27 protein-coding genes are annotated in these 26,949 nt (G+C 68.4%); 15 read left to right on the forward strand and 12 right to left on the reverse strand.

Annotated elements, in window-relative coordinates:
* Position 1: 1 nt before the first annotated feature.
* From AC1D2H_RS14360 to AC1D2H_RS14375, 4 genes are all read right to left on the reverse strand, one after another.
* Positions 2-781, reverse strand: coding sequence for an SDR family NAD(P)-dependent oxidoreductase (locus tag AC1D2H_RS14360; RefSeq protein ID WP_478011421.1), 780 nt, complete (start codon positions 779-781; stop codon positions 2-4).
* Between the two features lie 18 nt (positions 782-799).
* Positions 800-3,115: a xanthine dehydrogenase family protein molybdopterin-binding subunit gene (locus tag AC1D2H_RS14365; RefSeq protein WP_478011422.1), complete on the reverse strand. Its 2,316-nt coding sequence runs from the start codon at positions 3,113-3,115 to the stop codon at positions 800-802.
* A complete protein-coding gene (locus AC1D2H_RS14370; protein WP_478011423.1) occupies positions 3,112-3,579 on the reverse strand; it encodes a (2Fe-2S)-binding protein in 468 nt (155 codons plus the stop codon). Before AC1D2H_RS14370 ends, AC1D2H_RS14365 begins: the two co-directional genes overlap by 4 nt.
* A gap of 136 nt (positions 3,580-3,715) precedes the next feature.
* Positions 3,716-4,306 carry an outer membrane beta-barrel protein gene (locus tag AC1D2H_RS14375; RefSeq protein ID WP_478011424.1) on the reverse strand — a complete coding sequence of 197 codons (591 nt, stop codon included), beginning with the start codon at positions 4,304-4,306 and terminating at the stop codon, positions 3,716-3,718.
* 214 nt (positions 4,307-4,520) lie between these two features.
* Between AC1D2H_RS14375 and AC1D2H_RS14380 the strand changes: the two genes are divergently transcribed.
* Both AC1D2H_RS14380 and AC1D2H_RS14385 read left to right on the forward strand, forming a co-directional pair.
* Positions 4,521-5,201, forward strand: coding sequence for a response regulator (locus tag AC1D2H_RS14380; protein ID WP_478011425.1), 681 nt, complete (start codon positions 4,521-4,523; stop codon positions 5,199-5,201).
* The gene (locus AC1D2H_RS14385) at positions 5,201-6,598 is read left to right on the forward strand and encodes an ATP-binding protein (RefSeq protein WP_478011426.1); all 1,398 of its coding nucleotides are present in this window, start codon (positions 5,201-5,203) and stop codon (positions 6,596-6,598) included. The genes AC1D2H_RS14380 and AC1D2H_RS14385 overlap by 1 nt, the downstream gene beginning before the upstream one ends.
* Here the strand turns inward: AC1D2H_RS14385 and AC1D2H_RS14390 are convergent, their stop codons facing one another.
* Positions 6,599-7,348 carry a type 1 glutamine amidotransferase domain-containing protein gene (locus AC1D2H_RS14390; protein ID WP_478011427.1) on the reverse strand — a complete coding sequence of 250 codons (750 nt, stop codon included), beginning with the start codon at positions 7,346-7,348 and terminating at the stop codon, positions 6,599-6,601. It lies immediately after the preceding gene.
* Between the two features lie 83 nt (positions 7,349-7,431).
* Here AC1D2H_RS14390 and AC1D2H_RS14395 point away from each other — a divergent pair, with 83 nt between their 5' ends.
* The 7 genes from AC1D2H_RS14395 to AC1D2H_RS14425 are packed head-to-tail and all read left to right on the forward strand — an operon-like array spanning position 7,432 to position 12,753.
* A complete protein-coding gene (locus AC1D2H_RS14395) occupies positions 7,432-7,926 on the forward strand; it encodes a (2Fe-2S)-binding protein (protein ID WP_477859669.1) in 495 nt (164 codons plus the stop codon).
* Positions 7,923-10,091, forward strand: a complete 2,169-nt coding sequence (locus AC1D2H_RS14400; RefSeq protein ID WP_478011428.1) for a xanthine dehydrogenase family protein molybdopterin-binding subunit — start codon at positions 7,923-7,925, stop codon at positions 10,089-10,091. Before AC1D2H_RS14395 ends, AC1D2H_RS14400 begins: the two co-directional genes overlap by 4 nt.
* Entirely contained in the window at positions 10,091-10,459 is a 369-nt protein-coding gene (gene soxX / locus AC1D2H_RS14405; RefSeq protein WP_477935925.1) for a sulfur oxidation c-type cytochrome SoxX, read from the forward strand. Before AC1D2H_RS14400 ends, soxX begins: the two co-directional genes overlap by 1 nt.
* A complete protein-coding gene (locus AC1D2H_RS14410) occupies positions 10,456-10,866 on the forward strand; it encodes a thiosulfate oxidation carrier protein SoxY (RefSeq protein ID WP_478011429.1) in 411 nt (136 codons plus the stop codon). The genes soxX and AC1D2H_RS14410 overlap by 4 nt, the downstream gene beginning before the upstream one ends.
* A 2-nt stretch (positions 10,867-10,868) precedes the next feature.
* The gene (locus tag AC1D2H_RS14415; RefSeq protein ID WP_478011430.1) at positions 10,869-11,192 is read left to right on the forward strand and encodes a thiosulfate oxidation carrier complex protein SoxZ; all 324 of its coding nucleotides are present in this window, start codon (positions 10,869-10,871) and stop codon (positions 11,190-11,192) included.
* The gene (gene soxA / locus AC1D2H_RS14420; protein WP_478011431.1) at positions 11,189-11,911 is read left to right on the forward strand and encodes a sulfur oxidation c-type cytochrome SoxA; all 723 of its coding nucleotides are present in this window, start codon (positions 11,189-11,191) and stop codon (positions 11,909-11,911) included. Before AC1D2H_RS14415 ends, soxA begins: the two co-directional genes overlap by 4 nt.
* Before the next feature lie 44 nt (positions 11,912-11,955).
* Positions 11,956-12,753, forward strand: a complete 798-nt coding sequence (locus AC1D2H_RS14425; protein WP_478011432.1) for a hypothetical protein — start codon at positions 11,956-11,958, stop codon at positions 12,751-12,753.
* A gap of 2 nt (positions 12,754-12,755) precedes the next feature.
* Here the strand turns inward: AC1D2H_RS14425 and AC1D2H_RS14430 are convergent, their stop codons facing one another.
* Entirely contained in the window at positions 12,756-13,448 is a 693-nt protein-coding gene (locus AC1D2H_RS14430) for a glutathione binding-like protein (protein ID WP_477935934.1), read from the reverse strand.
* A gap of 91 nt (positions 13,449-13,539) precedes the next feature.
* On the opposite strand from AC1D2H_RS14430, the gene AC1D2H_RS14435 reads away from it, so the two are divergent.
* On the forward strand, positions 13,540-14,247 hold the full coding sequence (locus tag AC1D2H_RS14435; protein ID WP_478011433.1) for a hypothetical protein: 708 nt from the start codon (positions 13,540-13,542) through the stop codon (positions 14,245-14,247).
* A gap of 153 nt (positions 14,248-14,400) precedes the next feature.
* Here the strand turns inward: AC1D2H_RS14435 and AC1D2H_RS14440 are convergent, their stop codons facing one another.
* Complete coding sequence (locus tag AC1D2H_RS14440; RefSeq protein ID WP_477935938.1) at positions 14,401-15,474, reverse strand: phosphotransferase; 1,074 nt, start codon at positions 15,472-15,474, stop codon at positions 14,401-14,403.
* A 62-nt stretch (positions 15,475-15,536) separates the two neighbouring features.
* A complete protein-coding gene (locus tag AC1D2H_RS14445) occupies positions 15,537-16,241 on the reverse strand; it encodes a Crp/Fnr family transcriptional regulator (protein ID WP_477935940.1) in 705 nt (234 codons plus the stop codon).
* Positions 16,242-16,369: 128 nt separating this feature from the next.
* Between AC1D2H_RS14445 and AC1D2H_RS14450 the strand changes: the two genes are divergently transcribed.
* Positions 16,370-18,091 carry a type IV pilus assembly protein FimV gene (locus AC1D2H_RS14450; protein ID WP_478011434.1) on the forward strand — a complete coding sequence of 574 codons (1,722 nt, stop codon included), beginning with the start codon at positions 16,370-16,372 and terminating at the stop codon, positions 18,089-18,091.
* Here the strand turns inward: AC1D2H_RS14450 and AC1D2H_RS14455 are convergent.
* From AC1D2H_RS14455 to lptF, 4 genes are read right to left on the reverse strand one after another with little or no spacing between them, the layout of a single operon-like run.
* Positions 18,088-19,032: a CysB family HTH-type transcriptional regulator gene (locus AC1D2H_RS14455; protein WP_478011435.1), complete on the reverse strand. Its 945-nt coding sequence runs from the start codon at positions 19,030-19,032 to the stop codon at positions 18,088-18,090. The two genes, AC1D2H_RS14450 and AC1D2H_RS14455, sit on opposite strands and share 4 nt — an antisense overlap.
* Complete coding sequence (locus AC1D2H_RS14460) at positions 19,029-19,394, reverse strand: sirohydrochlorin chelatase (RefSeq protein WP_478011436.1); 366 nt, start codon at positions 19,392-19,394, stop codon at positions 19,029-19,031. Before AC1D2H_RS14460 ends, AC1D2H_RS14455 begins: the two co-directional genes overlap by 4 nt.
* Entirely contained in the window at positions 19,391-20,518 is a 1,128-nt protein-coding gene (gene lptG, locus AC1D2H_RS14465) for an LPS export ABC transporter permease LptG (RefSeq protein WP_477935947.1), read from the reverse strand. The genes AC1D2H_RS14460 and lptG overlap by 4 nt, the downstream gene beginning before the upstream one ends.
* Positions 20,515-21,615: an LPS export ABC transporter permease LptF gene (lptF, locus tag AC1D2H_RS14470; protein ID WP_477935949.1), complete on the reverse strand. Its 1,101-nt coding sequence runs from the start codon at positions 21,613-21,615 to the stop codon at positions 20,515-20,517. Before lptF ends, lptG begins: the two co-directional genes overlap by 4 nt.
* A 30-nt stretch (positions 21,616-21,645) precedes the next feature.
* Here lptF and AC1D2H_RS14475 point away from each other — a divergent pair, with 30 nt between their 5' ends.
* The 4 genes from AC1D2H_RS14475 to AC1D2H_RS14490 all read left to right on the forward strand — a co-directional run bounded on the left by AC1D2H_RS14475 (position 21,646) and on the right by AC1D2H_RS14490 (position 26,887).
* Positions 21,646-23,109 (forward strand): leucyl aminopeptidase, encoded by a 1,464-nt coding sequence (locus AC1D2H_RS14475; RefSeq protein ID WP_478011437.1) that lies wholly within the window; start codon positions 21,646-21,648, stop codon positions 23,107-23,109.
* Positions 23,110-23,532 (forward strand): DNA polymerase III subunit chi, encoded by a 423-nt coding sequence (locus AC1D2H_RS14480; protein WP_477935953.1) that lies wholly within the window; start codon positions 23,110-23,112, stop codon positions 23,530-23,532.
* Between the two features lie 117 nt (positions 23,533-23,649).
* Entirely contained in the window at positions 23,650-24,792 is a 1,143-nt protein-coding gene (locus AC1D2H_RS14485; protein WP_477935955.1) for a branched-chain amino acid ABC transporter substrate-binding protein, read from the forward strand.
* Between the two features lie 712 nt (positions 24,793-25,504).
* Positions 25,505-26,887: a TIGR03013 family XrtA/PEP-CTERM system glycosyltransferase gene (locus AC1D2H_RS14490; protein WP_478011438.1), complete on the forward strand. Its 1,383-nt coding sequence runs from the start codon at positions 25,505-25,507 to the stop codon at positions 26,885-26,887.
* The last annotated feature ends 62 nt before the right edge of the window (positions 26,888-26,949 follow it).

Consider the following 26,949-nt stretch of genomic DNA (forward strand, 5'->3'; position numbering starts at 1 on the left):
CTCAGCGCGGCGGCTTCACGCCGGCCAGGTGCATGCCGCTGTCCAGCATCAGCAGCTCACCGGTGACCGTGCGGGCGCCGTCCACCAGCCAGACGATGGCTTCCGCCACGTCCTCGGGGGAGCAGGCGCGCTGCAGCGGCACGCCGGCTTCATAGGCCTTCAGGCCCGCCTCGTAGCCCGCTTGCCCCACGCCCTGCACGAACCAGCGTGACGTGATGAGGCCAGGGCACACGGCGTTCACGCGCACGGCGGGCGCCAGGGACCGGGCCAGGTGCAGCGTCATCGCGTTGATGGCGCCCTTGGACGCGATGTAGGGCATGGACGAGCCCACGCCCAGCGCGCCGGCCACCGACGACACGTTGACGATGCAGCCCTGCGCGGCCTTCAGCGCGTCGACGCAGGCGCGCACCATCTGGAAGCTGCCCAGCGTGTTGACGGCCAGGATGCGCTGGAAGGTGTCGGCGTCCAGCGCGTCCCAGTCGGCCGCGGCGCCGAACACCGACACGCCGGCGTTGTTCACCAGGGCGTCGATGCGGCCCCAGCGCTCCAGCGCGGCCTGCGCCAGCGCGCGGCAGTCGGCGTCCTGCGCCACGTCGCCCTGCTTCACGAGCACGTCGGCCCCGGCCGCACGGCAGGCCGCGGCGCAGGCTGCGGCCTCGTCCGCGCTGCGCGAGTAGTTGATCAACACGTCGTAGCCCTTGCCGGCCAGCATCAGCGCCGTGGCGGCGCCGACACCCGTGCCGCCGCCGGTGATCAGTGCGACCTTGCCTGCCTTGGCCATGCTTCTTCTCCAGCCGCCTCAGGCCTTCTTCGCCGTCAGCTGGTCCTTCAGCGGCAGTTGCCGGATGCGCTTGCCCGTCGCCGCGAAGATCGCGTTCATCAGGGCCGGTGCGATGGGCCCGATGGCCGGCTCGCCGACGCCGCCCAGCGGTTCGTCGTAGCCCTTGCTCGGCATGATGTGCACGGCGATCTTCTTGGGCGCGATATTGAGCCTTGCGATCTCGTAGTCGTGATAGTTGCTCTGCTCGACGCGGCCGTTCTTGAAGGTGATCTCGCTGTACAGCGCCTGGCTCAGGCCCATGATGCAGGCGCCCTCGACCTGGGAGCGGATGCGGTCCGGGTTGATGGCCGGGCCGCAGTCCAGCGCCACGTCGATGCGCGGGATGCTGAGCTCGCCCTTGGGCGACACGCGCACCTCGACGATGACGGCCATATAGGTCACGAAGCTGTAGTTGGCCGCCAGCCCAAGGCCCTGGCCCTTGGGTAGCTTGCGGCCCCAGCCGGCCTCCTTGGTGACGCGCTCGATGCAGCCGCGCAGCCGGCCGGTGTCGACCGGGTAGAGCTTGGGCGACTCGCCATGGTTCCAGCCGTCGCCCAGTTGCGGCGGCGGGATCTGCGCCGGCGGGCCGAGCAATTCCAGCAGGAAGTCGCGGTGGTCGCGCTTGGCGGCGTGGGCCAGTTCGGCGACGAAGGACTGGGCCGCGAAGGCATGCTGGATGTTGTTGACGGAGCGCAGCCAGCCGATGCGGGTATGCGCCGTCGCGGCCGGGTTCTCGATGCGCACGTTCGGGATCGCATAGGGCAGGTTGATCAGCCCCAGGCCCAGTTCGAACTCCGCCAACTGCTTGGGGTCGGGGGCGAAGATGGACAGGATGGTCGGCTCGGCCGCGCGCTGCAGCCAGGCGGTGACCCGGCCCTTGGCGTCCAGCCCCGCTTCCAGGTGCTGGGCGGTGACGGTGTGGAAATAGTCGTGATGCAGGTCGTCTTCGCGCGTCCAGGTCAGCTTGACCGGCACGCCCTGCATGGCCTGCGACACCAGCGCCGCCTCGACGGCGAAGTCGGGCTTGGACTTGCGGCCGAAGCCGCCGCCGAGCAGCGTCACGTTGACCGTCACCTTGGCCAGGTCCAGGCCGAGCCGCTGGGCGACCCGCTCGCGCGCGGCCTGCGGCGACTGCACCGAGGTCCAGACCTCGCAGCGGCCGTCCACGATGCGCGCGGTGGCGGCCGGTGGCTCCATCGTCGCGTGGGCGAGATGGGGCACGTAATAGTCCGCCGCCACGCGCCTGGCGGCCTTGCCCAGGGCGGCCTCGGCGTCGCCGTCATTGCGCACCACCTTGCCGCCCGGCTTGGCCACGGCGGCCTCCAGTTCCTTGCGGAAGGCGGCCGAGTCATAGCTCGCGTGCGGGCCATCGTCCCAGACGATCTTCAGCGCCTCGCGGCCCTTCATCGCGGCCCAGGTGTCCTTGGCCACGACGGCCACGCCGCCCAGCGGCTGGAACTCCGACGGCGGCGGCGTGCCCGCCAGTTCGATGACCTTGACGACGCCCGGCACCTTCAGCGCCTCGGAAGAGTCGACGGACTTGAGCTTGCCGCCCAGCACGGGTGGCCGCGCGACGACGGCATACAGCATGCCCGGCAGCCGCGTGTCGATGCCGTACTGCGACTTGCCGGTGACGATGACCTCGGCGTCCACCAGGTGGCTGTCCTGCTTGCCGATGTAGCGGAAGTCTTTCGGGTCCTTGAGCCTGAGCTTGTCGCGGGCCGGCACGTCCAGCCTGGCGGCGGCCTCGGCGAGTGCGCCATAGCCCAGCGAGCGGCCGCTGGCCCTGTGCGTGACGGCGTGGTTGCCGGCCTGCACCTCGGCCACCGGCACACCCCAGGTCTGGGCCGCGGCCAGCTCCAGCATGGCGCGCGCGGCGGCGCCGCAGCGGCGCATGGGCATGAACCAGTGCCGCATGCTGCGTGAGCCGTCGGTGTCCTGGTTGCCGTATTTGTCCTCGTCGCCCGGGGCCTGCACGACCTTGACGCGCGCGAAGTCGGCCTCCAGCTCGTCGGCCAGCACCTTGGGCAGGCTGGTGCGCACGCCCTGGCCCATCTCGGAGCGGTTGACGACGATGCTGACCGTGCCGTCGGGCGCGATCGCCACGAAGGTGCGCGGGCTGTCCTGGATGCCGTGGGGCATGCCGTCGCCGCCGTATTTCTTGGGTTCATCGGCGCCCGCCATGCCGGGCAGGCCGACGGCGAGCACCAGGCCCGTCAAGGGCAGGGCGCTCAGCAGCGCGCGGCGGCTCAGGCCCGTGTCACTCAGCAGCTGCTGGGGAATGAAGGCGTTCATGCGGCACCGCCTTCCAGGCCGGCGGCCGTCTTGATGGCGCTGCGGATGCGCGTGTAGGTGCCGCAGCGGCAGAGGTTGCCACTCATGGCCGCGTCGATGTCGGCGTCGGTCGGCTTGGGTTTGTGCTCCAGCAGGGCCGTCGCGCTCATGATCTGACCCGCCTGGCAGTAGCCGCACTGCGGCACGCCGAGCTTGACCCAGGCGTGCTGAACGGCCTGGCCGGTCTTCGTCGCGCCGACGCCCTCGATGGTCACGACGCGCTTGCCCGCCGCGGCGGACAGCGGCGTCTGGCAGGCGCGCACCGGCTGGCCGYCCAGGTGCACCGTGCAGGCACCGCACAGCGCCAGTCCGCAACCGAACTTGGTGCCGGTCATGCCGAGGTGGTCGCGCAGCACCCATAGCAGCGGCGTCTCGTCGCTGGCCTCCACCGTCGTCGACTGGCCATTGATCTGCAATGTCGTCATCGAAGTCTCCGTGTTTGTTTGGACCTGCTCCGAGCCTCGGGGCCGGCCGATTATTCGAGGATTGGGCGCGGCGTGCACGTGACGCGGAAAAGCCCTGCCGGGCCAAGGCCGGGCAGGGCTTTTGGAGGCTTGAGGCTCAGAAGCGATAACGGACGCCGGCGCTGAAGAGGTTGGCGCGCATCTTGTTCGAGACCTGACCGAAGTGGTCGAAGTCGGCCGTCAGGGCGAGCGCGTTCGTCAACTGGTACTCGGCGCCGATGCCCCACATGAAGGAGCGCTTGGAACCCGTCATGTCGGCCGCGACGGGCAGCACGTTGCTGCCGCTGGCCTTGCCGAAGGAGACGCCGGCCTTGCCGGTCAGCGCGAAGTCACTGGACAGCGGCAGGCGGCTGGTGGCGGCGACGTAGAGGCTGCGGGCCTTCACGGTTTGCGAGACCGCGTTGTTGCCGACGGTCAGGGTCTCCACGGCGTTGCCCAGGCGCACATAGCCGGCTTCGACACCCAGGCGATCGCTGAAGCGATAGCCGCCATAGACCTTGCTGGCCTGGGCGGATTCGTCGCTGCCGGTCTTGGGCAGGCCGAGGTTCTTGGCCGAGAACGAGGTGCGGCCGAGGGCGGCGCCGACGTAGGGGCCGGACTCCTGCGTGGTGGGTTCAGTGTTGCCAGCCCAGGCCGACGAGATGGCGAGCATGCTGAGCAGGGGCGCGGCGAGTTGGATGCGATTCATGGTGTTTCCTTGGAGTTGTCGAAGCGGATGAAGAGGTGTGCCGGGCTGCCGTGCTTCGCATTTCGGTGCCGGCGGCCGAGTTGTGTTTCGGCGCCAATGCAGTGTCGAAATCGCAGATGAACCGAAGCCAAAGCCTTTCTGAAGGCTTCATGAACGGGCACCATTCGCCCTCCGCTTCAGGCTTTCTTCATGTAGCGCCGCTCCAATTCCTGGCATGAACATCCTGTTGGTTGAAGACGATCTCGAACTGGGCAATGGCGTGCGCATCGCGCTTGAAGACCAGGGCCTCGCGCTGCTCTGGGTGCGCCGCCTGGGCGATGCGCTGCAGGCGCTGGACAGCCGGCCCTTCGACCTCGTGCTGCTGGACCTGGGCCTGCCCGACGGCGACGGCCTGACGTTGCTGGCCCGCCTGCGCCGCGAGGGTGAGACGACGCCCGTGCTCATCCTGACCGCGCGTGACGCGCTGGCCGACCGGCTCGCTGGCCTGGACCGCGGCGCGGACGACTATCTCGTCAAGCCCTTCGCGCTGGCCGAGCTGGTGTCGCGCGTGCGGGCGCTCGCGCGTCGCAGCTACGGCATGGCGGGCGAGACGCTGGAGGTGCGCAAGCTGGCGCTGCACACGGCGACGATGCGGGTCACCGTCGACGGCAAGCTTGCTGAGCTGTCGCGCAGCGAGTTCGACCTGCTGAGCCTCTTGATGAAGCGTGCCGACCGCGTGCTGACGCGCCGCATGCTCGAGGAGCAGGTGCTGCCCGGCGGCGCCAACAACGAGAGCAATGTGCTGGACGTGCACATCTCCAATCTGCGCCGCAAGATCGGGCCGGGCTATATCCGCACGGTGCGCGGCGTCGGCTATGTCATCGACCGCATCGACAGCGCCGGGGAGCCGGGCTGATGTGGGCCCGTCTGCGCAGGCTGCTGTTCGCGTCGCTGGTGGGGCGCCTGGTGCTGGCCCAGATGGCCTTGGTGCTGCTGCTGTGGGGCAGTGCCTGCGCCTATCTGATCCACGACACCGCGCGCTACGACGAGATCCTCGAGCCCAGGCTGGCCAGCCCGCGGGCGGACATGATCCTGGCCGTCGTCGATGCGCTGGCCGACCAGCCCGACAAGCTGGCGGCGGCGCTGAAGCGCATCGACGTCTTCCAGCGCCGCGAGAGCAACGAGGAAGACGACCCCGCCCTGCGCCAGACCATGGTGGTGTGGAAGGGCGACAGGCTGGTCTACGCGTCGCCGGGTGAGCCCGGCGTGCTGCGCACGCTGAAAAACCGCCAGCTGGAGAAGCTGGAAGTCGACGGCACGCCCTGGCGCACCTACAGCCAGGCCTCCGAGGTGTCGGACGCCCGCGTCACGCTGATCCGCTCGGGTCACACGATGAAGATCATCTTTGCGCTGGGCTCGCGCGGCATCCTGATCCTGCCGCTGCTGATCAGCCTGCCTTTCCTGGTGTTGCCGGCCTGGCTGTCGGTGCGCCTGGCGCTGCGGCCGTGGCGGCGTTTCTCCGAGGAGATCTCGTCGCGGGGCCCAGATGACCTCGCGCCGCTGCAGTTCGGCAGCAGCTACAGCGAGCTGCGCCCGCTTTCCAAGGCGGTGAACCAGCTGCTGGCGCGCGTGGCGGCCAGCGTGGAGCGTGAGCGCAGCTTCATCGCCGACGCGGCGCACGAGATGCGCACGCCGCTGGCGGCCATGCGCATCAACGTCGAGGCCCTGCGCAGCCACCGTGACAACCCGCGCGACCAGGAACTGCTGGACGGCCTGGTGCGCAGCAGTGTGCGCACCAGCCGCCTGGTGGCCCAGCTGCTGGGCCTGATGCGCAGCGACGCCGCACGGCCGCTGAGCGAGCGGGTGCGCCTGAGCCTGGCCGAACTGGTGCAGGAGAGGCTGGCGGCCTTGAGCGGCCTGGCGCGCCAGGGCCGCATCGAGCTGGAGCTGCGCGCTCACACCGAAGGCATGGTCGACGGCGAGCGCGAGGGCCTGACGTCGCTGATCGACAACCTGGTCGAGAACGCGATCAAGTATTCGCCCGCGGGTTCCAGCGTGGAGCTCGGCCTGATCGAGCAGGGCGCGGAGCTGCTGCTGTGGGTCGAGGACACCGGCCCCGGCATCCCCGAGGACCTGCATGGGCGCGTCTTCGACCGCTTCTTCCGCGTGCCCGATCAGGCCCAGCCTGGCAGCGGCCTGGGCCTGGCCATCGTCAAGGCGGTGGCCGACCGCCACGGCGTTGCGCTGCGCCTGTCGCGCGGCGCCGACGGCCAGGGCCTGCGTGTCGAGTTGCGCTTTGCGCTGGCGGTCTGATCAGGCTTGCAGCAGTTGGGCCAAGGCCAGCGCGAAGGCGTGGGCGTCGCCCGGCCAGCGGGCGCTGAGGTAGTTGCCGTCGCGGACGGTGAAGCCGCGGCCGAGATGCGCCGGGTCGTCGCGCAGCAGCGGCGGCGGACCGGTGTCGAAGTCCTGCGGCCTGGCCAGCAGGGACTGCACTTCGGTCTGCAGCGGCGTGGCATAGGTGCGGTAGTAGCTGCCCAGCCAGGCCGCCGTCATCAGCCAGGCGGTCATCTCCTGCTGTTTCGTCAGGCCGGTGGTGCGCCGACCATGCAGCACGGACTTGCCGTCGGCACGCCTGGATCGGGCCACCAGCAGCACGCCGTGGCAGATGGCGGCCACCGGCTTGTCGGCCGCGAACTGAGCCGCCACCAGGGCCTGCAGCCGGAGTGACTCCAGATAGACCTTCATGCCCGGCGCATGGCCACCGGGCAGCAGCAGGGCGTCGACGCTGCTGGCGTCGATGTCGTCATAGCGGACCGGTTGCCGGAATGCCTCGCTCCGCACCATGGCCGCATGGGCCTCGCGGGCGTTGGCATCGGCCCGCAGCACGCCTTTCCAGACGCCCAGACCGTTGCCGTCCAGCATGCGCGGATCCGCCTGGGCCGGCCGGCCATCGGGCGTCGCGAAGCGGATGTCGTGGCCGCTTGCGCTGAGCAGCCGCCAGGGGATGGCGGCCTCGGACGGGTCGTAGTCCTGGGCGGGCAGGGGGATGAGGATACGAGCCATGTTGAGCATCCTAAAGACAGACGGGTGACTAAGCTGCTAGGCTGCCCCGCGCCCGCCAGCGGTGGCGGATGGGAGCAAGCGGCATGGCGGAATTGACGGTCAACGGCAAGCGGATGCAGTTCGAGGCGGAAGCCGACACGCCGCTGCTCTGGGTGCTGCGTGAGCAGCTCAGCCTCACGGGCACCAAGTACGGTTGCGGCGTCGCGCAGTGCGGCGCCTGCACCGTGCACATCGACGGCGCGCCGGTGCGCAGCTGCGTGATGCCGGCCTCGGCGCTGACGGCGGCGCAGAAGATCACCACCATCGAGGGCCTGGCGCCCAACGCCTCGCATCCGCTGCAGAAGGCCTGGGACGCGCTGGACGTGCCGCAGTGCGGCTTCTGCCAGAGCGGCATGTTGATGGCCGCCGCGGCGTTGCTCAAAGCCAAGCCCAAGCCGACCGATGCCGATATCGATGCGGCCATGACCAATATCTGCCGCTGCGGCACCTACAACCGCGTGCGGGCCGCCATCCACCTGGCCGCCGGCCAGGTGCAGCGCAAGCAGATCCCCATCGTCATCGAGGGAGGCCAGGCATGAGCGCGGTTCTCTCACGCAGGTCCTTCCTGCACACCACCTCGGCCGCGGCCGGCGGCTTGATGGTGGGCTTCCATGTGCCCGGTCTCGCCCAATCGGCAGGGACGCCCGAGCTGAACGCCTGGGTGCAGGTCTTGCCCGACGAAACCACCGTCATCCGCATCGCGCGGTCCGAGATGGGGCAGGGCACGCTGACTGGCCTGGCCCAGCTCGTGGCCGAGGAGCTGGAGTGTGACTGGAGCAAGGTCAAGACCGAGTACCCGACGCCCGGCCAGAACCTCGCGCGCAACCGCGCCTGGGGCAGCATGAGCACCGGCGGCAGCCGCGGCGTGCGCGAATCGCATGAGTATGTGCGCAAGGGCGGCGCGTTGGCGCGGGCCCTGCTGATCCAGGCGGCGGCCAACCAGTGGCAGGTGTCGGTCGTCGAATGCGCCACCAGCTCGGGCTGGGTGACCCACGCCGGCAAGAAGCTCAGCTATGGCCAGCTCGCTGCCGAGGCCGCCAAGCTGGCCGCACCGGCCGACATCCAGCTCAAACCCGCCAGGGACTGGAAGCTGGCCGGCCGGCCGATGAAGCGGCTGGACACCAAGCCCAAGCTGGACGGCTCGCTGGTCTACGGCATGGACCTGCAGCTGCCCGGCATGCTGAACGCGGCCATCAAAGACTGCCCCGTTTTTGGCGGCAAGCTGAAGAGTTTCGACGCCGCGGCCATCGAGGGCCGGCCCGGCGTGAAGAAGGTCGTCAAGGTCGGCGACTCGGCGGTGGCCGTCGTGGCCGACACCTGGTGGCGGGCCAAGACGGCTCTGGAGGCCTTGCCCATCGTCTGGGACGAGGGCGCCAATATCAGCCAGAACAGCGCCGACACGGCGGCCACGCTGAAGGCAGCACTGGACGCGCCCGAGGCCGCAGTCGGCAGCAGCCAGGGCGATGTGAAGGCGGCGCTGGCCGGTGCCGCGAAAAGGGTCGAAGCCGTCTACAGCTACCCGCACCAGAACCACGCAACCATGGAGGTGATGAACGCCACCGCGCTCATCACGCCTGCAAAGCCCGGGACGCCTGAGCGCTGCGAGGTCTGGACGCCGACGCAGAACGGTGAAGCCGCACTGGCCGCAGCGTCCGAAGCCTCGGGCCTGACGCCGGCGCAGTGCGAGGTCTACAAGCTGCATCTGGGCGGCGGCTTCGGCCGGCGCGGCGCCGTGCATGACTGGGTGCGCCAGGCCGTGGCCATCGCCAAGGAACTGCCGGGCACGCCGGTCAAGCTGATCTGGAGCCGCGAGGAGGACATGCTGCATGGCCGCTACCACCCGGTGACCCAATGCAAGCTGACGGCGGGCCTGGACGCGGCTGGCAAGCTGACGGCCCTGCACATGCGCATCTCGGGCCAGAGCATCATCGCGGGCATCTTTCCGCAGAACATCAAGGACGGTAAGGATCCTGTCGTCTTCCAGGGCTTGAACGCTGGTGGTGCGGAAGGCGCGCTCGGCTACGCGGTGCCCAACCTGCTCGTCGACCATGCGATGCGCAACCCGACGGTGCCGCCGGGCTTCTGGCGCGGCGTGAACCTGAACCAGAACGCGGTCTACATGGAGTGCTTCATCGACGAGGTGGCCCATGCCGCCAAGCGCGACCCGCTGGAGCTGCGTCGCGAACTGCTGGCCAATTCGCCCAAGCATCTCGCCGTGCTGAACGCGGTGGCGGCCAAGGCCGGCTGGGGCAAGCCGCGGGCGAAGGGAAGGCATCTGGGCCTGGCCCAGATCATGGGCTTTGGCAGCTATGTGGCGGCCTGCGCCGAGGTGTCGGTCAACAAGAAGGGCGAATTGAAGATCCACCGCATCGTCGCCGCCACCGATCCCGGCCATGCCGTCAACCCGCAGCAGATCGCGGCCCAGGTCGAGGGCAGCTTTGTCTATGGCCTGTCGGCGGCACTGTTCGGTGAGATCACGGTCAAGGACGGCCGCGTCGAGCAGCAGAACTTCGACACCTACCCGGTCTTCAAGATGGAGCACATGCCGGCCGTCGAGACCATCGTCATGCCGTCGGGTGGCTTCTGGGGCGGCGTCGGCGAGCCGACCATCGCGGTCGCCGCACCGGCGGTGTTGAACGCGGTCTTCGCGGCGACGGGCAAGCGCATCCGCGACCTGCCGCTGGCCAAGCACAAGCTGGTGTGATGCGCTGGCTGCTCGCTCTGCTGTGGGCGGCCCATGCGCAGGCCGCCGACGTGGAGCGCGGCCGCGCCCTGGTGGCCGATCGCACCCAGAGCCTGTGCCTGCTCTGCCATGCACTGCACAGTGCGGGCGACGCCAACCAGGGCAATCTCGCGCCGCCGCTGGAGGCTGTGGCGACGCGGCTGGATGCCAAGGGCCTGCGCGAGCGCATTGCCGACATGCGCCGCTTCAACCCGGCCACCGTCATGCCGCCGTTTCGCTCGACCGAGGGCCTGCGTGACGTCGCGCCGGCCTGGCAGGGCAGAGCGGCCCTGACCGAGCAGCAGCTGGACGACATCGTGTCCTACCTGGGCACGCTGGGCAGGCCATGAAGCGGCGCGAGTTCGCCATGACGGCTGCAGCCTTGGCGTTGCTGCCCGAGGCGCAGGCCAGCGACGAGGCCATGCGCGCGGCCATCCGCACCTGGGCCGGGCGCACGCCCGAGGCCGGCGTCTTGAAGATCGAGATTGCCGAACTGGTGGAAAACGGCAATGCGGTGCCGGTGCGCATCGTGGCTGACGAGGCTGTGGTGGGGCTGGCCCTGTTCACGCCGTTGAATCCCGAGCCCGAGGTCGTGCATGCGGCCTTGGGCGCGGCCATGGCCCGGCCCGAGTTCAGCACGCGCATGCGCCTGGCGCGCAGTCAGCGCATCGTCGCCGTAGCCAAGGCGGCCGACGGGCGTTGCTGGCAGACGGGTGTGGACGTCATCGTGACGCTGGCCGCCTGCGTGGAGCCCTGAGGATGGCCAGCCGCGCCGTCATCACCCTGCCCGCCGCCGTCAAGGCCGGCGAAGCCTTTGAAGTGAGGGCGGCGGTGGCCCATGCGATGGAGACGGGCTACCGCACCGGCGACGACGGTGCACGGCTGCTGCGCGATCTGGTGCGTCGCTTTGAGTGCCGTCTGGATGGCGAACTGGTCTTCGCGGCCGATCTCTACGCGGCCATCTCGGCCAATCCCTATCTGGCCTTCTGGATGCGCTCGGACAGGTCCGGCGAGCTGAGCTTCGTCTGGCGCGGCGACAACGGCTTCGAGCACCGTGAGATTCGCCCGCTGACCGTGGCATGAGAGCCTGGCTGCTGCTCTTCATCGCGCTGGCCGCCGGCGCCGACGAGCGCCGCTCCGGCCGCGACACGATGAGCCCGGCACTGCGCACGCTGCAGGCCGACGACGCCCAGCATCCCGCCCAACTTGCGCTGGCCCTGGGCCGTGAGCAGTGGGGTGCCGGCGCCAGGTCCTGCGCGAGCTGCCATGGCGAGCCAGAGAAGCTGCGCGGCGCGGCGACGCGCTACCCGACCTGGGATCAGGGACTCGTCGACCTGACCGGTCGCATCCAGCGCTGCCGCGTTCGCCATCAGCAGCAGCCTGCCTGGGCGCCCGAAGCCGAGCCGCTGCTTGCGCTGAGTGCCCTGGTCGCCCAGCAGTCGCGCGGCCTGCCGCTCAGCCCCCCGCGCGGCCCTGAACTGGACCGGGCGGCCAGCCGGGGCCAGCGCCTTTACACGACGCGCATCGGCGCCCTCAACCTGTCCTGCGCCCAGTGCCACGACGAGCGCGCAGGACTTCGCCTGGGCGGCAGCCTCATCCCCCAGGCCCATGTTGACGACTACCCGGTCTTCCGCCTGGAATGGCAATCCCTGGGCAGCCTGCAGCGCCGCCTGCGCGGTTGCCTGAGCGGCGTGCGCGCGACCGTGTGGGACTGGGACAGCGCTGAACTGCTGGCGCTGGAGGTGTATCTGGCGCGGCGTTCGGCCGGCATGGCAATCCAGCCTCCCGGAGTGCGCCCCTAACAAACAGGGTGACTGTTACACCCCCTCCTTCCTAGGATCGGGCCATGGCAGTCACGACAACAAGGCGCGAACCGACACTGGAGCGCCTGCGGCTGCCGGTGGGCGAAGCGCTGGTCTTCGTCGACCTGGCCAGCGGGGACCTCATCACGACGGGCCTGCGCTGCAGCCTGGTGCAGCGCGGCGGCGGCCGGCTGCTCGGTCGTTCAGTCGTCACGCCATCGGGCCTGCATGTGTGGCCCGACCTGCCCGAGCGCTGGCGCCAGCCGCAGGAGGCCTTCAGCGCCGACGTGCTGGTGCGCGATGAGTTGCAACGCTTCCAGCCCCTGAGCCTGCCCTGGCCGCTGCCAGCCAGGCCGGTGGGCCAGATCCTCAGTGACCGGGTGCTGGGAGGCATGCGCATGATGCGCGTGGGCCTGCTCAGTGCGCCGACGCGCAGGCCGCCACCGGGTGTCTGCAGCGTCTACGGCCTGCTGACCTGGCAGGGCGACGGCGAGCCGGCGGCCTGGGCCCGAGTGTCCCTGGTCGATGCCGAAGGCCGTGTGCACGAAGGTGCGAGCGATGGCGAGGGACGGCTGGCCTTGCATCTACCGCCGCCGCGCGCGGGCAGCGTCGGGGCCGCGGCACTGCAGGTCTTCGCCGATCCAGGCTTCGGCGCGGCTTCCATGGGCTTGGGTGCGCCCGATGTGCTGGCCTTCGCCGACCAGCCGGCGGTGATCGCATTGGCCGACGTCGAGGGGCGGGCGGCTTTTGTGCCCGGCGCCGTGGCGGCGCATGAGCCCCTCATCCTCGCCAGCCATGGCCTGCCACCGGCGCATCGCGAGCTGCGCCTGGTGCCGGCCTGACGTCAGCGTTGCTCGAGTTGGCGCTTGCCGAACAGCACCTCGCGCGCCTTGTCGTCCGTCAGCGGCTTGCGCGCGCCGGCCAGTACCTCCACACCGCGCTGCACGGCGGGGCGCTTGGCGATCTCGTCGAACCAGCCCTTCAGGTGCGGATAGTCGCTCATTTCCACGCCCTGGTTTTTCCAGGAGCGCAGCCAGGGGAAGACGGCGATATCGGCAATGCTGTAGTCAGGCCCCCCGAGATAGGTGGAGTGGGCCAGGCGCTTGTTGATGACGCTGTAGAGCCGCCGGGCCTCGTTGGTGTAGCGGTCGATGGCATAGGGCAGCTTCTCGGGCGCGTAGATGCGGAAGTGATGCGCCTGGCCCAGCATGGGGCCGACGCCCCCCATCTGGAACATCAGCCACTGCAGCACCTCGTATTTGCCATGCACGTCGGTGGGCAGCAGCTTGGCCGTTTTGCCGGCCAGGTAGAGCAGGATGGCGCCGCTCTCGAACAGCGAGATGGGCTTGCCCTCGGGGCCATCCGTATCGGTGAGGGCGGGGATCTTGTTGTTGGGGCTGATGGCGAGGAAATTCGGTGCGAACTGCTCGCCGGCGCCGATGTCCACGGGATGCACCCGGTAGGCGAGGCGACACTCCTCCAGCATGATGTGCACCTTGTGGCCGTTGGGCGTGGGCCATGAATACACTTCGATCATTCGTCGCCTCCATGCGGTGTGCCTAGCAAGCAGGCCCCATTCTCAGACTTCCTCACGACTCATGGTGGTAAAGCAAGTCAAGCACTGGCTCGTGACGCGCGCCAACGCAGCGCGCTGGCGCCCGATCGAGGAGTGGGCGGAGTCACGCAATTCCGAGTTCAGCCAGACGCGCGACGGCCTGGGCTTTCTCATCGAGGCGCCCAAGGCCCTGCCTGGCCCGCTGCGCATCGAGTGGGGGGTGTCGCAGCGCAGCTACCTGCCCGGCTTCGAGTTGCGCATGCGCTGCGAGATGGGCCTGCACCACGACCTGCAGATGATGGTGCTGTGCCGCGCGCTGATGGAGAACCTGGAGCGCGCCGTCTTCGAGGCCTATACCGACACGCTCAAGACCCGCGTCGACACCGACACGCCGGAGGAGATGCGCTGGCTGGTCATGTTCCCCAAGTTCAACAACGCGGCGTCGCAGATCGTGCGCCAGCGCTACGGCATCGTCGGCGTGACCAAGGAGCTGACGAGCGCGTGGATCGATGGCGAGCTCAGCGAAATGCTGGTGCAGGCCAGCCAGGATCTGCTGCCCGAAGGCCATCCCTTCGTGCTGATGAGCATGCGCGGCAATCTGTATCTGCGCACCGAGATGAGCGAGGCCGACCTGCCCAAGGTGCAGGCCCTGGTGCGCCTGCTCGAGACCGCGGCGCGCGAGGCGCAACGCGTCAGCGGCCGGCTGTCCGAGGGCGGTGCCTGGCCGACGACGACGTCGATCGCCTGGACGCCGTCAACGCGCCCCGGTGATGTGAGCTGAAGCCCCTCGTCCAGTCTTGCCGCGCTGGACGCCGGCAGGCCTGGCCGGTCCCCCGAGGGGACGGCGATGCTTGCCGGCTCGACCGGCAAGCACATCGCCCTGCGCGGGCCGGCTAGGGGCGGCCCGTCGCTCGGCCCGCAACTGGTACGGTGCTCACGCCTTCTGCGCGAAGCTCCAAGCCAACTCAGCGAGGGGGCGGGCGTTCTTGGCGGTTTCCCTGGCCTGATCGCTGGACGCCGTGCCGTCCACCACGCGTTTGGCGATGCCTTGCACGATGGCCGCGATGCGGAACAGGTTGTAGGCCATGTAGAAGTTCCAGTCGGCCATGACGGCGCCGACGTCGGCGCGGCCGGTGCGCTCGCAGTAGCGCTGCACATACTCGCGCTCGCTGGGAATGCCCAGCGCGGCCAGGTCCTGGCCGCCCAGGCCGCGCGCGGCGCCCGAGGTCTGGATGTGCCAGCTCATGCAGTGGTAGCTGAAGTCGGCCAGCGGATGGCCGAGTGTGGACAGCTCCCAGTCCAGCACGGCGATGACGCGCGCCTCGGTGGGATGGAAGACGACGTTGTCCATGCGGTAGTCGCCGTGGACGATGCCGACCTCGTTCTCGTCGCGTGCCGAGGCCGGGATGTGGGCCGGCAACCAGGCCAGCAGTGCATCCATCGCCGGGTTGGGCTCGGTGACCGAGGCCAGGTATTGCTTGCTCCAGCGGCCGATCTGGCGCTCGAAGTAATTGCCCGGCTTGCCGTAGGCCTCCAGGCCCACGGCCTTGAAATCGACCTGGTGCAGGGCCGCGATGACGCGGTTCATCTCGTCGTAGTGGGCGGCGCGATCGGCATTGCTCATGCCGGGCAGGCTCTGGTCCCACAGCACGCGGCCGGGCATGAAGGACATCACATAGAAGGCGCGGCCGATGACGGCCTCGTCCTCGCACAGCGCATACATGGCCGGCACGGGCACGTCGGTACCGGCCAGCGCCCCCATGACCTGGAACTCACGCTCGATGGCATGGGCCGACGGCAGCAGCTTGGCCACCGGCGCGGGCTTGCTGCGCATCACGTACTGCGCGCCCGGCGTCTTCAGCAGATAGGTCGGGTTGGACTGCCCGCCCTTGAACTGCTCGAGGGTCAGCGGCCCGGCAAAGCCGTCGACATGGGCGGCCAGCCAGGCTTCAAGAGCCGCAGTGTCCAGCGATTGGGCGAGGGGGCGGGTGCCGGTGAATGCTTCCATGGAGGTCGTTTCGCAGGGGTCGAACTTTCCATTCTGAAAGGCAAGGGCCGGCGGGCGTGTCCCTATCGCGACGCTGCAGCCAGCAGCTTCTCTCGGCTCAGCACGACGAGGCGCGTGGGCTCAACCCGCACGGCGCCTTCACGCTCGAAGGCTTTCAATTCCTGGTTGACGCGCTGGCGCGAGGCGCCGAGCAGCTGGGCCAGGTCTTCCTGGGCGAGCTGCAGGCCGATGCGCGTCTCGTCGCCCTCCTGCACGCCGTAGGAGCGCGCCAGCAGCAGCACCTGCTTGGCCAGGCGGGCGGCCAGGGGCCGGGTGTTGAGGTCCTCGATCATGTCGAACATCAGCCGCAGGCGGCGGCAGTTCAGCCTCAGCAGCGCGTCGTAGAGCTCGGAATGAGCCAGCAGCAGCGCGCGGAAGTCCGACTTGCGCACGCACAGCAGCGTCGTCTCGCCATGGGCATAGGCGTCGTGGGTGCGGGGCAGGCCGTCGAAGAGGGCGATGTCGCCGAACCAGGTGCCGGGCTCGACATAGGTCAGCGAGATCTGCTTGCCGGCCAGCGACACCGAGCTGACGCGCACCGCGCCCTTGGCCACGGCCGACCACTCCTCGGCAGGCTCGCCGCGGTGGGACAACATGGTCTCGTCGGCCAGGCGGCGCACGAAGGCGCGCTGCAGGATGTCGTTGCGCAGCGGTTCGGACAGCTTGGAGAACCAGGGGCCCTGGTCGATCTGCTGGCGTTCGGCGGGAGTGAGGCTGAGTGCGTTCATGGTCTGGGAGGCATTGTGCCGCCCGCGCATCCCCTGGGATTGGGGCCATTGGCGGGTGCCCCCCATGCTAGAGTGATCCGCGCTGTCTCCACCCCCTCATTCAACCGATAGCTAGCCGCCTGCAGTCGATGCCCCTTACGGCCCCGCGCCTGACCTTGGCTGGCGCCCTCACACCCGCTTTGGCACTGCTGCTCGGCCTGGCGCAAGACGCTCAGGGCCTGGGTCTGGGGCGACCGCAAATCCACTCCGCCCTGGGCAAACCGCTGGATGCCAGCATTCCGGTGACGCTGGCCGATGGTGAACAGCTGACCGATTCCTGCGTGCGCGCCGAGGTCTCGGCCGGCGATGCGCGAGTGCCGGCCGGGCTGTTGCAGATGCGCGTCGAGGGTGAACCCGGTCAGCAGCGCATCCGTCTGCAAAGCCTGGCCCGCATCGATGAGCCGGCGCTGCGCATCACGCTGGCCCTGGGCTGCCCGCTGCGGCTGACGCGCGAATTCAACGCCTTCATCGATCCGGCGGCGGGTGCTGGCAACGCGCCGGCGCCGCTGCCGATGGCGCCGCCCGCCGCGGCCCCCGCCCCTCAGGTAGTGGCCGAGGCAGCGCCTGCGCCGGCCCCGGTGATTCGGCACAAGCCCCGCGCCAAGCCGCGCACCAGCGGCCCGCGCCTGATGCTGGAGCGGCCCGAGGTGCTGGTGGCCGAAGCACCGCGGCCGGTCCAGCCCGCCGCCAGCGCGCCCGAGATGGAGCTGACGCCCGAACTGGAGGCCCAGATCGCCCAGTTGGAACAGACGGTGGCCCAGTTGCGCGCCGACCTGGAGGCGCGGCTGCAGGCCGAAGCCGCGGCATCGGCCGCGGCCGCCATCCCTGCGGCTTCCGCGCCGGTCGTGGCGCCGCCACCGGCGGTCGTGCACAGCGCGCACGCGTCGCCCTATCGCGACCCCATGACCTGGGTGCTCACGCTGGGGCTGGGCCTGCTGGCGGGTTCGGCGGCCTTCTATGGCAGCCGCTGGCGCGACCAGCGCGCGCGCCGTGAGCTGGCCTACTGGCGCGCCTTGCACGCCGCGGAAGGTGCCGGCCTGCCACCGGCGGCGCCGCCGCCGGTTTCGCCGGGCATGGCGCCACCCTCCGCCGGCCGTGCTGCGGCCTTGCCTGACGAAGGCCAGCACCAGGCCACGCGGCCGCAGCCCCGGCCCATGGCCTGGCCGCCGGCGCCGATCGCATCACCGCCACCGCCGCCTGCGCCGGTCGCGCCGCCCGCGCCCGATCTGCAGGCGACCCAACGTCTGCAGATGACCCAGCGCCTGCAGGCGGCCGCGGCCCCGACGCTGTCCAACGAGCTGACCGTCGCGGACGAGCTGCTGGACCTGCAGCAGCAGGTCGATTTCCTGCAACTGCTCGGCCAGCACGAGGCGGCCGCCGACCTGCTGGCCACGCGGCTGGCGCGCGGCAATGCCGGGGCCATGCCCTATCTGATGCTGATGGAGCTCTGCCAGCAGCGTGGCGAGCCCGAGGTGTTCGCCGAGCTCGTCAAGCAGTTCGAGCCGCGTTTCCGCGTGCAGGCTCCGCAATGGACGCAAAGCCTGGCGCGCGGCCGCAGCCTGGACACCAGCCCCAGCGTCATCGCGCATCTGCAAGTGGTCTGGACCGATCCGGGTACCGCCATGCAGATGCTGCAGGACCTGCTCGCCCGCGGTGGCGGCCCGGGTGTGTCGAGCTTCGAGCTGCCGGCCTACCGCGACCTGCTGACGCTCTACAGCGTGGCCCGCGATCTCTTCGAGGCCGGCCTGCGCGGCGAGGAGGTCGACCTGATGCTGCCGATCGACTCCCGCTTCGGCGACACCCGGTCCTAGAGATCGAAGTCGTCGGCTTCGCCGCTCATGGCTTTTTCGATGAGCTTGCGGCTCAGYCGGTCCGACAGCAGCTCGGCGAAGGCATACACGTAGTTGCGCAGATAGGCGCCGCGCTTGAACGCGATGCGCGTGACATTGCTGCCGAGCAGCGCACCCAGCGGGCGCGCCACCAGGTCGCTGGTGGGTGGCTCTTCACGCATGGCCATTTCGGCCACGATGCCCACGCCCATGCCTAAGCGCACATAGGTCTTGATGACGTCGGAGTCGATGGCTTCGAGCACGACATTGGGCGTCAGGTGACGCGCGGCGAAGGCCTTGTCGATGCGGGTGCGGCCCGTGAAGCTGGGGTGGTAGGACACCAGCGGCTCGCTGGCGAGCTGCTCCAGGCTGACACGCTCGGCGCCGGCCAGCGGATGCTCGCGCGGCACGACCATGACGTGCTGCCATTCGTAGCAGGGCAGGGTGACGAGGTCGGGGTACTGGGCCAGGGACTCGGTGGCGAGGCCGAGGTCGGCGGTCTCGTCGAGCAGCATCTTGGCGACCTGGTCCGGGCTGCCCTGGTGCAGGCTGATGCGCAGCTGCGGCAGGTTCTTGCGCAGCTGGGCCACCGGCGCGGGCAGCACATAGCGGGCCTGGGTGTGGGTGGTCGCGATGGAGAAGGTGCCGCTGTCCTGGCGCGAATATTCCTCGCCGATGCGCTTCAGGTTGCCGACCTCGCGCAGGATGATCTCGACGCAGGCCAGCACCTGCTGGCCCGGCTCCGTGATGCTGCGCAGCCGCTTGCCATGGCGCGAGAAGATGTCGACGCCCAATTCCTCCTCGAGCTCGAGGATGGCCTTGGACACGCCGGGCTGGGAGGTGAACAGCGCCTTGGCCGTCTCGGTGAGGTTGAGGTTGCGGCGGGCAGCTTCCTGGACGAAGCGGAATTGGTGGAGGTTCATTCGAGGACGCCCAGGCAGGCCAGGCTGATGGCGTTGAGCACGGCTTCCTGTTCACCGAGGGGTGCGTGCAGCAGCCATTCCACGGCATGGCGCTCACGCAGACGGTCCAGCAGCGGGGGTATGTCGCGGCGCACATGGCCGCCGGTGCCAAGGAAAAGGGGCAGCACGTGCACGCGCGTGCAACCCRCACTGACCAGTTGTTCGGCGGCCTCTTCGATGCCCGGCGACATGAACTCGAGATAGGCCATCGCCAGCGGCGTGCCGGGCCGTGCCGCGCGCAATCGCTCGGCAATGGTCTCGAAAGGTCTTGCCCAAGCCGGATCGCGGGCGCCGTGGGCGAAAAGCAGCAGCCCTTCGCTCATCGATATCTCACCAGCCACGTGAAGGCCGCCATCGACAGGCCCAGGTAGAGCAGGCTCGGTGTCGCCGCGACGACCCAGGGCGTCCAGTTCTTCAAGAGGCCCAGATGGCCGGCCACGTTGTTCAGCAGCACGAAGCTGATGCCCAGCATGATGCCGCCGAAGACCTTGATGCTGATGCCGCCCGAGCGCCCGTGCAGATAGGCGAAGGGCAGGGCCAGGGCCACCATGACGAAGCAGGCGAAGGGATAGAAGGCCTTGCGCCAGAACTGGATGTTGTGGGCCTGGGCCGACTGCTCCTGAGCCGACAGATGCTCGGTGTAGCGGTAGAGCTCCAGTGTCGACATCGACATGGCCGGCAGCACGGCCGCGGCGATGACGCCGGCATGCAGGGAGCTCTGCCAGTCGAGCTTGTCGAGCTGCTGCTCGCTGACGACGACGTCGCCGACGCTGCCACTGGCCGTGGCCGTGCCGGGGTTCCAGACCGTGCGCCTGACCTTTTGCAGATGCCACAGGCCCTGCGCGTCGACGTCGACGTTCTCGGCCTCGGTGCGCGACATCAGCCGGCCTTCGGCGTCGAACTCGAAGATGCGCACGTCCTCCAGTTCGCCGCCGCCGCCGACCCGGCCGACCTTGACTGAATAGCTGCGCTCCTGGCCGTCGATCTTCTGGTGGTCCTTCAGCCAGGCACCGCGCTTGGCGGGGCTGCTGTCGCGGACGAAGCGGGCGCGCATCTCATCGCCTTCCCGCTCGAAACGCGGGGCCACGTAGTCGCCGATGAAGAAGGTCAGCGCGGCGAAGGCGGCGGCCAGGCCGGCCAGCAGCGCCAGCGCCCGTGCGGGGCCCAGGCCACCGGTGCGCAGGATGGTGAATTCGCTGCTCTGCGCCAGCCGGGCCAGCGCGACGATGGCGCCGATCAGCACGGCGATGGGAAAGAGCTCGTAGAAATGCCCCGGCAGCTCCATCACGGCGAGCAGGGCGGCCTTGCCCGCGCCGGCGCCGACGCGCGTCATGCGCTCGATCTCGTCGACGAAGTCGATGAAGAAGAACAGTGACAGGAAGGCCAGCGCGACCAGCAGCACCGAGCCGGCGATGTCCTTGTAGAGCAGGGCGCGGACGGTTCTCATGCCACCGCCTCCTTGCTGCCGCGCCGGCGCAGGCTGAAGCGGTTGGCGTTGTCGCGCAGCCAGATGACGGTCAGGGCCAGGAAGAGGGCGCTGCCGTGGACGACGACCAGCGCACGCGGCAGGGCCATGCGGCCGTTGCCGACCCAGGACTGCGACAGGTTGATCAGATTGAAGTAGATGATGAAGGCCAGCAGCGCGAAGAGCAGATTCCAGTTGCTGGCGCGGCGCGGGTTGGACGCCGACAGGCCGACACCGAGCAGCGCCATGTTCAGGCCGCCGAGGATCATGCCGAAGCGCCAGGCCAGTTCGCCCTGGTTCTTGGGCGTGGGCAGGCGCAGCAGGTCCAGCGTCGCCATGGCCTTGGGCGGCAGCTGGTTGGCATTGGCCAGCACCTGGGTGTCGGTCATCACCTTGTACTGCTCGAAACGGGCCAGGCTCTTCTCGCCGGTCTTCAGCTGGCTCTCGTTGCGCTGGCCATGGTCCAGCACGAGGAAGCGGTCATCGCCTTCCATCTCGAGATGGCCACGGGCCGAGGTCGTCACCGACTCGCGTTCATGCTGGTTGGCCAGGATGAAGACATTGCGGCCGGTCGCGGCGTTGTCGCCGTCGCGCTCGATGAAAAAAACCCGGCTGCCGTCGCGAGAGGTCTGGAACTGGCCCGGCGCGACGCGCGAGAGGTCGCCGCGCTTCTGGTAGCGGTCGCGCAGCTCGGCGCTGTTCTGGTTACCCCAGGGCCAGACCAGCAGCTCCAGCACGATGACGCCGAGCAGCACCGGCCAGGCCATGCGCAGCACCGGCCGCACGAAGCGCGACAGCGGCACGCCGCTGGCGAACCAGATCGTCATCTCGGACTCGCGGTAGAACCGGCTGAGCGTGAGGACGACGGCGATGAACAGCGACAGGATGAGCATGGTCGCGAGGTGGGCGATGGTGGCGTAGCCCATCAGCAGCACCACGTCCTGGGGCGCCACATTGCCCCCGGCGGCCTGGCCCAGCGTACGGATCAGCGTCGACGTCAACATGATGGTCAGGATGACCACAAGGGTGACGCCGAAGCTCTTGGCCAACTCCGATCGCGTGGATGAATCGAATAACATCAAACGCACTTCTATCTACTTTCGGTCATTATGGACTTCAAGATTCAAACCGCTGAGCTGGATGGGCTCGCGGGTGCAGGTGCCGACGCCCTGATCGTCGTGCTCGGCGGCGAGGCGCTGCCCAAGGGTCTGGATGCTGTCGTCGCCAAGCATGCCCAGGCCGCGATCAAGCTGGGCGACTTCGCGTTGAAGGGCGGTCAGGCGCTCACGCTGACGCAGGTCGAAGGCGTCAAGGCGCCCCGCCTCGTGCTTGTCGCCAGTGGCAAGACGACGCTGGCCGCCGCGCGCGCCGCCCTGGCGGCGGGCCTGGTCCAGATCAAGTCGCGCGGCGTGGTCAGCGCGGCCGTGGCGTTCGCGGGCTTCGATGCGGGTCTGGCCGAGTCGCTGGCCGAGCAGGCCGCGGTGGCCGGCACCGATGCGGTCTATGTCTATCGCCACACCAAGCCCAGCGCGCCGGCCGCATCCAAGCTGGCCAAGCTGGCCCTGCTGGTGGGCAAGGCCGATGTGAAGGCTGCCAAGCTGGGCCTGGCGCGCGGTGAGGCCATTGCTGCCGGCATCGAGCTGGCACGCGAATGCGCCAACCGTCCGGCCAACTATGCGACGCCGACCTATCTGGGTGAGGTGGTGCAGGGCCTGGGCAAGGCCCATGGCCTGAAGGTCGAAGTGCTGGACAAGAAGGCCGTCGAAAAGCTCGGCATGGGCAGCTTCCTGTCCGTGGCCCAGGGCTCGGACGAGCCGCTGCGTTTCATCGTGGCCCGCTATGAAGGCGCGGCCAAGACGGTCGCGCCGGTCGTGCTGGTGGGCAAGGGCATCACCTTCGACACCGGCGGCATCTCGCTGAAGCCCGGTGCCGAGATGGACGAGATGAAGTTCGACATGGGCGGCGCGGCCAGCGTCATCGGCGCGCTGCGTGCGGTGGCCGAACTCAAGCCCAAGCTGAATCTCGTCATGATCGTGGCTGCCTGCGAGAACATGCCCAGCGGCCGTGCCGTCAAGCCGGGCGACGTCGTCACGTCGATGTCGGGCCAGACCATCGAGATCCTGAACACCGACGCCGAAGGCCGCCTCATCCTCTGCGATGCGCTGACCTATGCGGAGCGCTTCAAGCCGGCCGTCGTCGTCGACGTGGCCACGCTGACCGGCGCCTGCGTCATCGCGCTGGGTGGCGTGCGCAGCGGCATGTACGCGAGCGACGACGAACTCGCCGTCTCGCTGACCGCGGCGGGCGACGCGGCCCTGGACCCCTGCTGGCGCATGCCGCTGGACGACGAGTACGCGGAAGGCCTGAAGAGCAACTTCGCCGACGTGCCCAACATCGCCGGCCGCGCGGGCGGCTCGATCACGGCGGCCAAGTTCCTGCAGCGCTTTGCCGGCAAATACCGCTGGGGCCATCTCGACATCGCCGGCACCGCCTGGAAGAGCGGCGCTGCGAAGGGCTCGACCGGCCGGCCCGTGGGCCTGCTGACGCACTTCGTGCTGAGCCACGCGAAATAAGTGGTCGTTCAGGTCAGCTTCTACAGCGACGCGGCGGAGCCGCTGCATTACGCCTGCCGGCTGATCCGTCGCGCCCTCGCGTCGGGCAAGCCGGTGGGGGTCTGTGTGTCGGCCGCCCACGCAACTCGTCTAGACGAGTTGCTGTGGAGCTTCGACGCGGCCGAGTTCATCCCGCATCGGCGTTGGGACGGCGCCACGCCGCCGGCGCCGGGCGAGGTGCTCCTGGTTGATGACGCGGCGCGCCTGCCGCATCGCGGGCTGCTGCTGAACCTGTGCGACGACATGCCCTCGGACGCGCTTGCATTTGAACGCGTGTTGGAGGTCATCGGACAGGCGCCGGAGCGCGTTCAGGCTGGGCGTGCGCGCTACCGCGTCTATCAGCAGGCCGGTGCCAAGCTGGACCACTTTTCAGCGGCAGGTTGACAACGCTGCGTCCACGCTTTCCCGAATGAGAGCCCCCCGGATTTGGGGTATGTTCAATTGGTTGAAAAATCAACAGTTCTCTGTTTGTTCCTCTCTCTTTCAAACTGGAGTTGATCCATGCAAGTTAAATTGAATGTGGTGGTGGGTGCCGTTGCAGCGCTGCTCAGCGGTGCCGCGATGTCTCAGGACCTGGTCGTCAAGATCGGCCACGTCGGCCCGACCAGCGGCGCCATCGCCCACCTGGGCAAGGACAACGAACTGGGCGCCCGTCTGGCCATCGAGGAACTGAACGCCAAGGGCGTCATGATCGGCGGCAAGAAGGCCAAGTTCGAACTGCTGGCTGAAGACGATGCCGGCGATCCGAAGCAGGGCACCGCCGCCGCCCAAAAGCTGGTGGACTCCAAGGTCAACGGCGTCGTGGGTCACTTGAACTCGGGTACCTCCATCCCGGCCTCCAAGGTCTACAGCGACGCCGGCATTCCGCAGATCTCGCCGTCGGCCACCAACCCCAAGTTCACCCGCAATGGCTACAAGACGACCTTCCGCGTCGTGGCCGATGACGTGCACCTGGGTGGCACGCTGGGCCGCTATGCCGCCAAGGACCTGAAGGGCAAGTCCATTGCCGTCATCGATGACCGCACGGCCTATGGCCAGGGCGTTGCCGACGAGTTCGAAAAGGGCGTCAAGGGCGCGGGCGGCAAGGTTGTCGGTCGCGAATTCACCAACGACAAGGCCACGGACTTCACCGCCATCCTGACCTCCTTGAAGGGCAAGAAGCCCGACGTCGTCTTCTTCGGCGGCATGGACGCCGTGGCCGGCCCGATGCTGCGCCAGATGAAGCAGCTCGGCATCGAAGCCAAGTTCATGGGCGGCGACGGCATCTGCTCGGGCGAACTGCCCAAGCTGGCCGCCGGCACCATGGGTGACGGCCAGGTCGTCTGCGCCGAAGCCGGTGGCGTCGAAGGCGAAGCCAAGAAGTCGATGGACGACTTCAAGGCCAAGTTCAAGGCCAAGTTCAACGTCGACGTGCAGATCTATGCACCTTATGTGTACGACGCCGTCAATGTGATGGCTGCCGCCATGGTCAAGGCCGGTTCCGCCGAGCCGGCCAAGTACCTGCCCGTGCTGGCCAAGACGGCCGGCTACAAGGGTGTGACCGGCACCATCGCCTTTGACGAGAAGGGTGACATCAAGAATGGCGCCCTGACGCTGTTCACCTACAAGGGTGGTGCCCGCGAGCAGATCGCCGTCGTGCGCTGATCCGCTCAGCCTCCTGAACGCCCGCCTCGGCGGGCGTTTTTCATGATGAACCCGCCTCGGCCGGCGTTTTTCATGACGAGCCCGCCTTGGCGGGCTCGTTGCTTTCGGGGGCGCGAAATCGGAACAGGCAAATCAAGGACGACAAAGGAATGCCTGCTGCGACAGCTTGCGGCGCCCATCGTGAATACTGCCCAAGAAATAAAGGCGGCAATATTCATTTCGCATGAAAACCTTTTCGGCCAAGCGCCGGACGCACATAAACCGGGTTTCGTCCGATTTCAATGTGGCGCGTGTGCTTTCCGCACGTTTTGCGGAGGGCGCGCAGCGTCTGTCATGGTGCTGTCGCCCGCTTTCGGGTCTACTGCCGCCCGTTGTCAAAGCGACCGAAGCGGCGGGCTTGAGGGACCGCGGCACGACACGGATTCAAGGGTCAGGCCCCCTCTAAACGGGGGGCTTTCAAGCCTGGGGGGCGGAGGCATGATGCCGGCGCGATCAAGGGTTGGTCGGACACGTCCGTTGCTGCGGCAAGTCGGGGCGTCCACAAGCCAGCCGGGCGGTCTCCGAGGCGGTCCGCGACTGTCGGGCTGCCGCAAGGTGGTGATGCGACAGGCGGCCTCCGTGCGAGGGTGAATGGAATATCGAAACTGATTCGAATTTCGTTAATCGGATTGCAAATGCGGAAAACGCCAGGCAGTAGTGATCGGGGATGCAAATGATTCGAATATTCAACCATTACCTGCACAAGCAGACCTTGCTACAGGTCTTCTTTGACCTCGGCCTGATTGTCTTTGCCGTCATTGCCGTCGTCCTCAGCCAGGGCGAGTCCGCACAGACCGTGCTGCCCTTCGCCGCCTCTCATGGCCTGTCCTTGGCAGGCTGCATGTTCGTGATCAATTCGGCGACGGGTTTCTACCAGCACGTCCACAACCGTTCCATCACCGAGTCCTGCGCGCGTGCGCTGTTCGGCCTGCTGTTCGGTCTGCCCCTGGCCTATGCCATCTTCAGCCTGGTGCCTTCGAACACCAGCCATCGTGACCTGCTGACCCTGGTGGCCATGGTGGCCGTCGCCGCGGTGATGGTGCATCGCGTCTATGCCGCCCACTCGGGCACCCAGGCGCGCCTGCGCAGCCGCATCCTGATCTTTGGTACCGGCGTCGCCGCCCGTACCGTGGGCAACACGCTGCGAGCCTCCGACCCGCATGCCCAGATCGTCGGTTTCTACGCCGGCCCGAATGAAGAGCACCCCGAGGTGCCGAGCGCCGAGATCATCAACGACGGCGCCAACCTGACGGAAGCCGCGCTGAAGCACAACGTCGATGAAATCGTCGTCGCCTTGAGCGAGCGCCGTGGCGGCAGCATGCCGCTGCGCCAGTTGCTGGACTGCAAGCTGTCGGGCGTGCGCGTGGTGGATATCGCCACCCACTTCGAAAAGACGCTGGCCCAGATCAACATCAAGCATGTCAACGCCGGTTGGCTGGTGTTTGGCGATGGTTTCAGCCAGGGCATGCTGCGAGCCGCGATCAAGCGTGTCTGCGATGTCATCTTCGCCGCACTGATCCTCGCGGTGACCTGGCCCATCATGCTGGTCACGGCCTTTGCCATCCGCTTCGAGTCGCGCGGCCCCGTGCTGTACCGCCAGGAGCGCATCGGCCTGAATGGCGTGCCCTTCAACGTCATCAAGTTCCGCAGCATGCGCACGGATGCCGAGAAGGATGGCAAGCCGCGCTGGGCGACCAAGAACGATGATCGCGTGACCCGCATCGGCCGCTTCATCCGCAAGGTCCGCATCGACGAACTGCCCCAGCTCTTCAATGTGCTGTGGGGCGAGATGAGCATGGTCGGTCCGCGTCCGGAGCGCCAGTTCTTCGTCGACGAACTGATCAGCAAGATTCCCTATTACGCCGTGCGCCACAGCGTGAAGCCGGGCGTGACCGGCTGGGCCCAGGTGCGCTATGAATACGGCTCGACCATCGAGGATTCGGTCGAGAAGCTTCAGTACGACCTGTACTACGTCAAGAACCACTCGCTCTTCCTTGATCTGCTGATCATGCTGGAGACGGTGGCCGTGGTGCTGACCGGCAAGGGCGCTCGCTGATCGCGACGGCGCTTCGGCGTAAGCGCCGATGCCCCGAAAGCCGGGGGCATGCTTGAATGACG

The organism is Roseateles sp. P1_C1_2 (genome assembly GCF_056406535.1).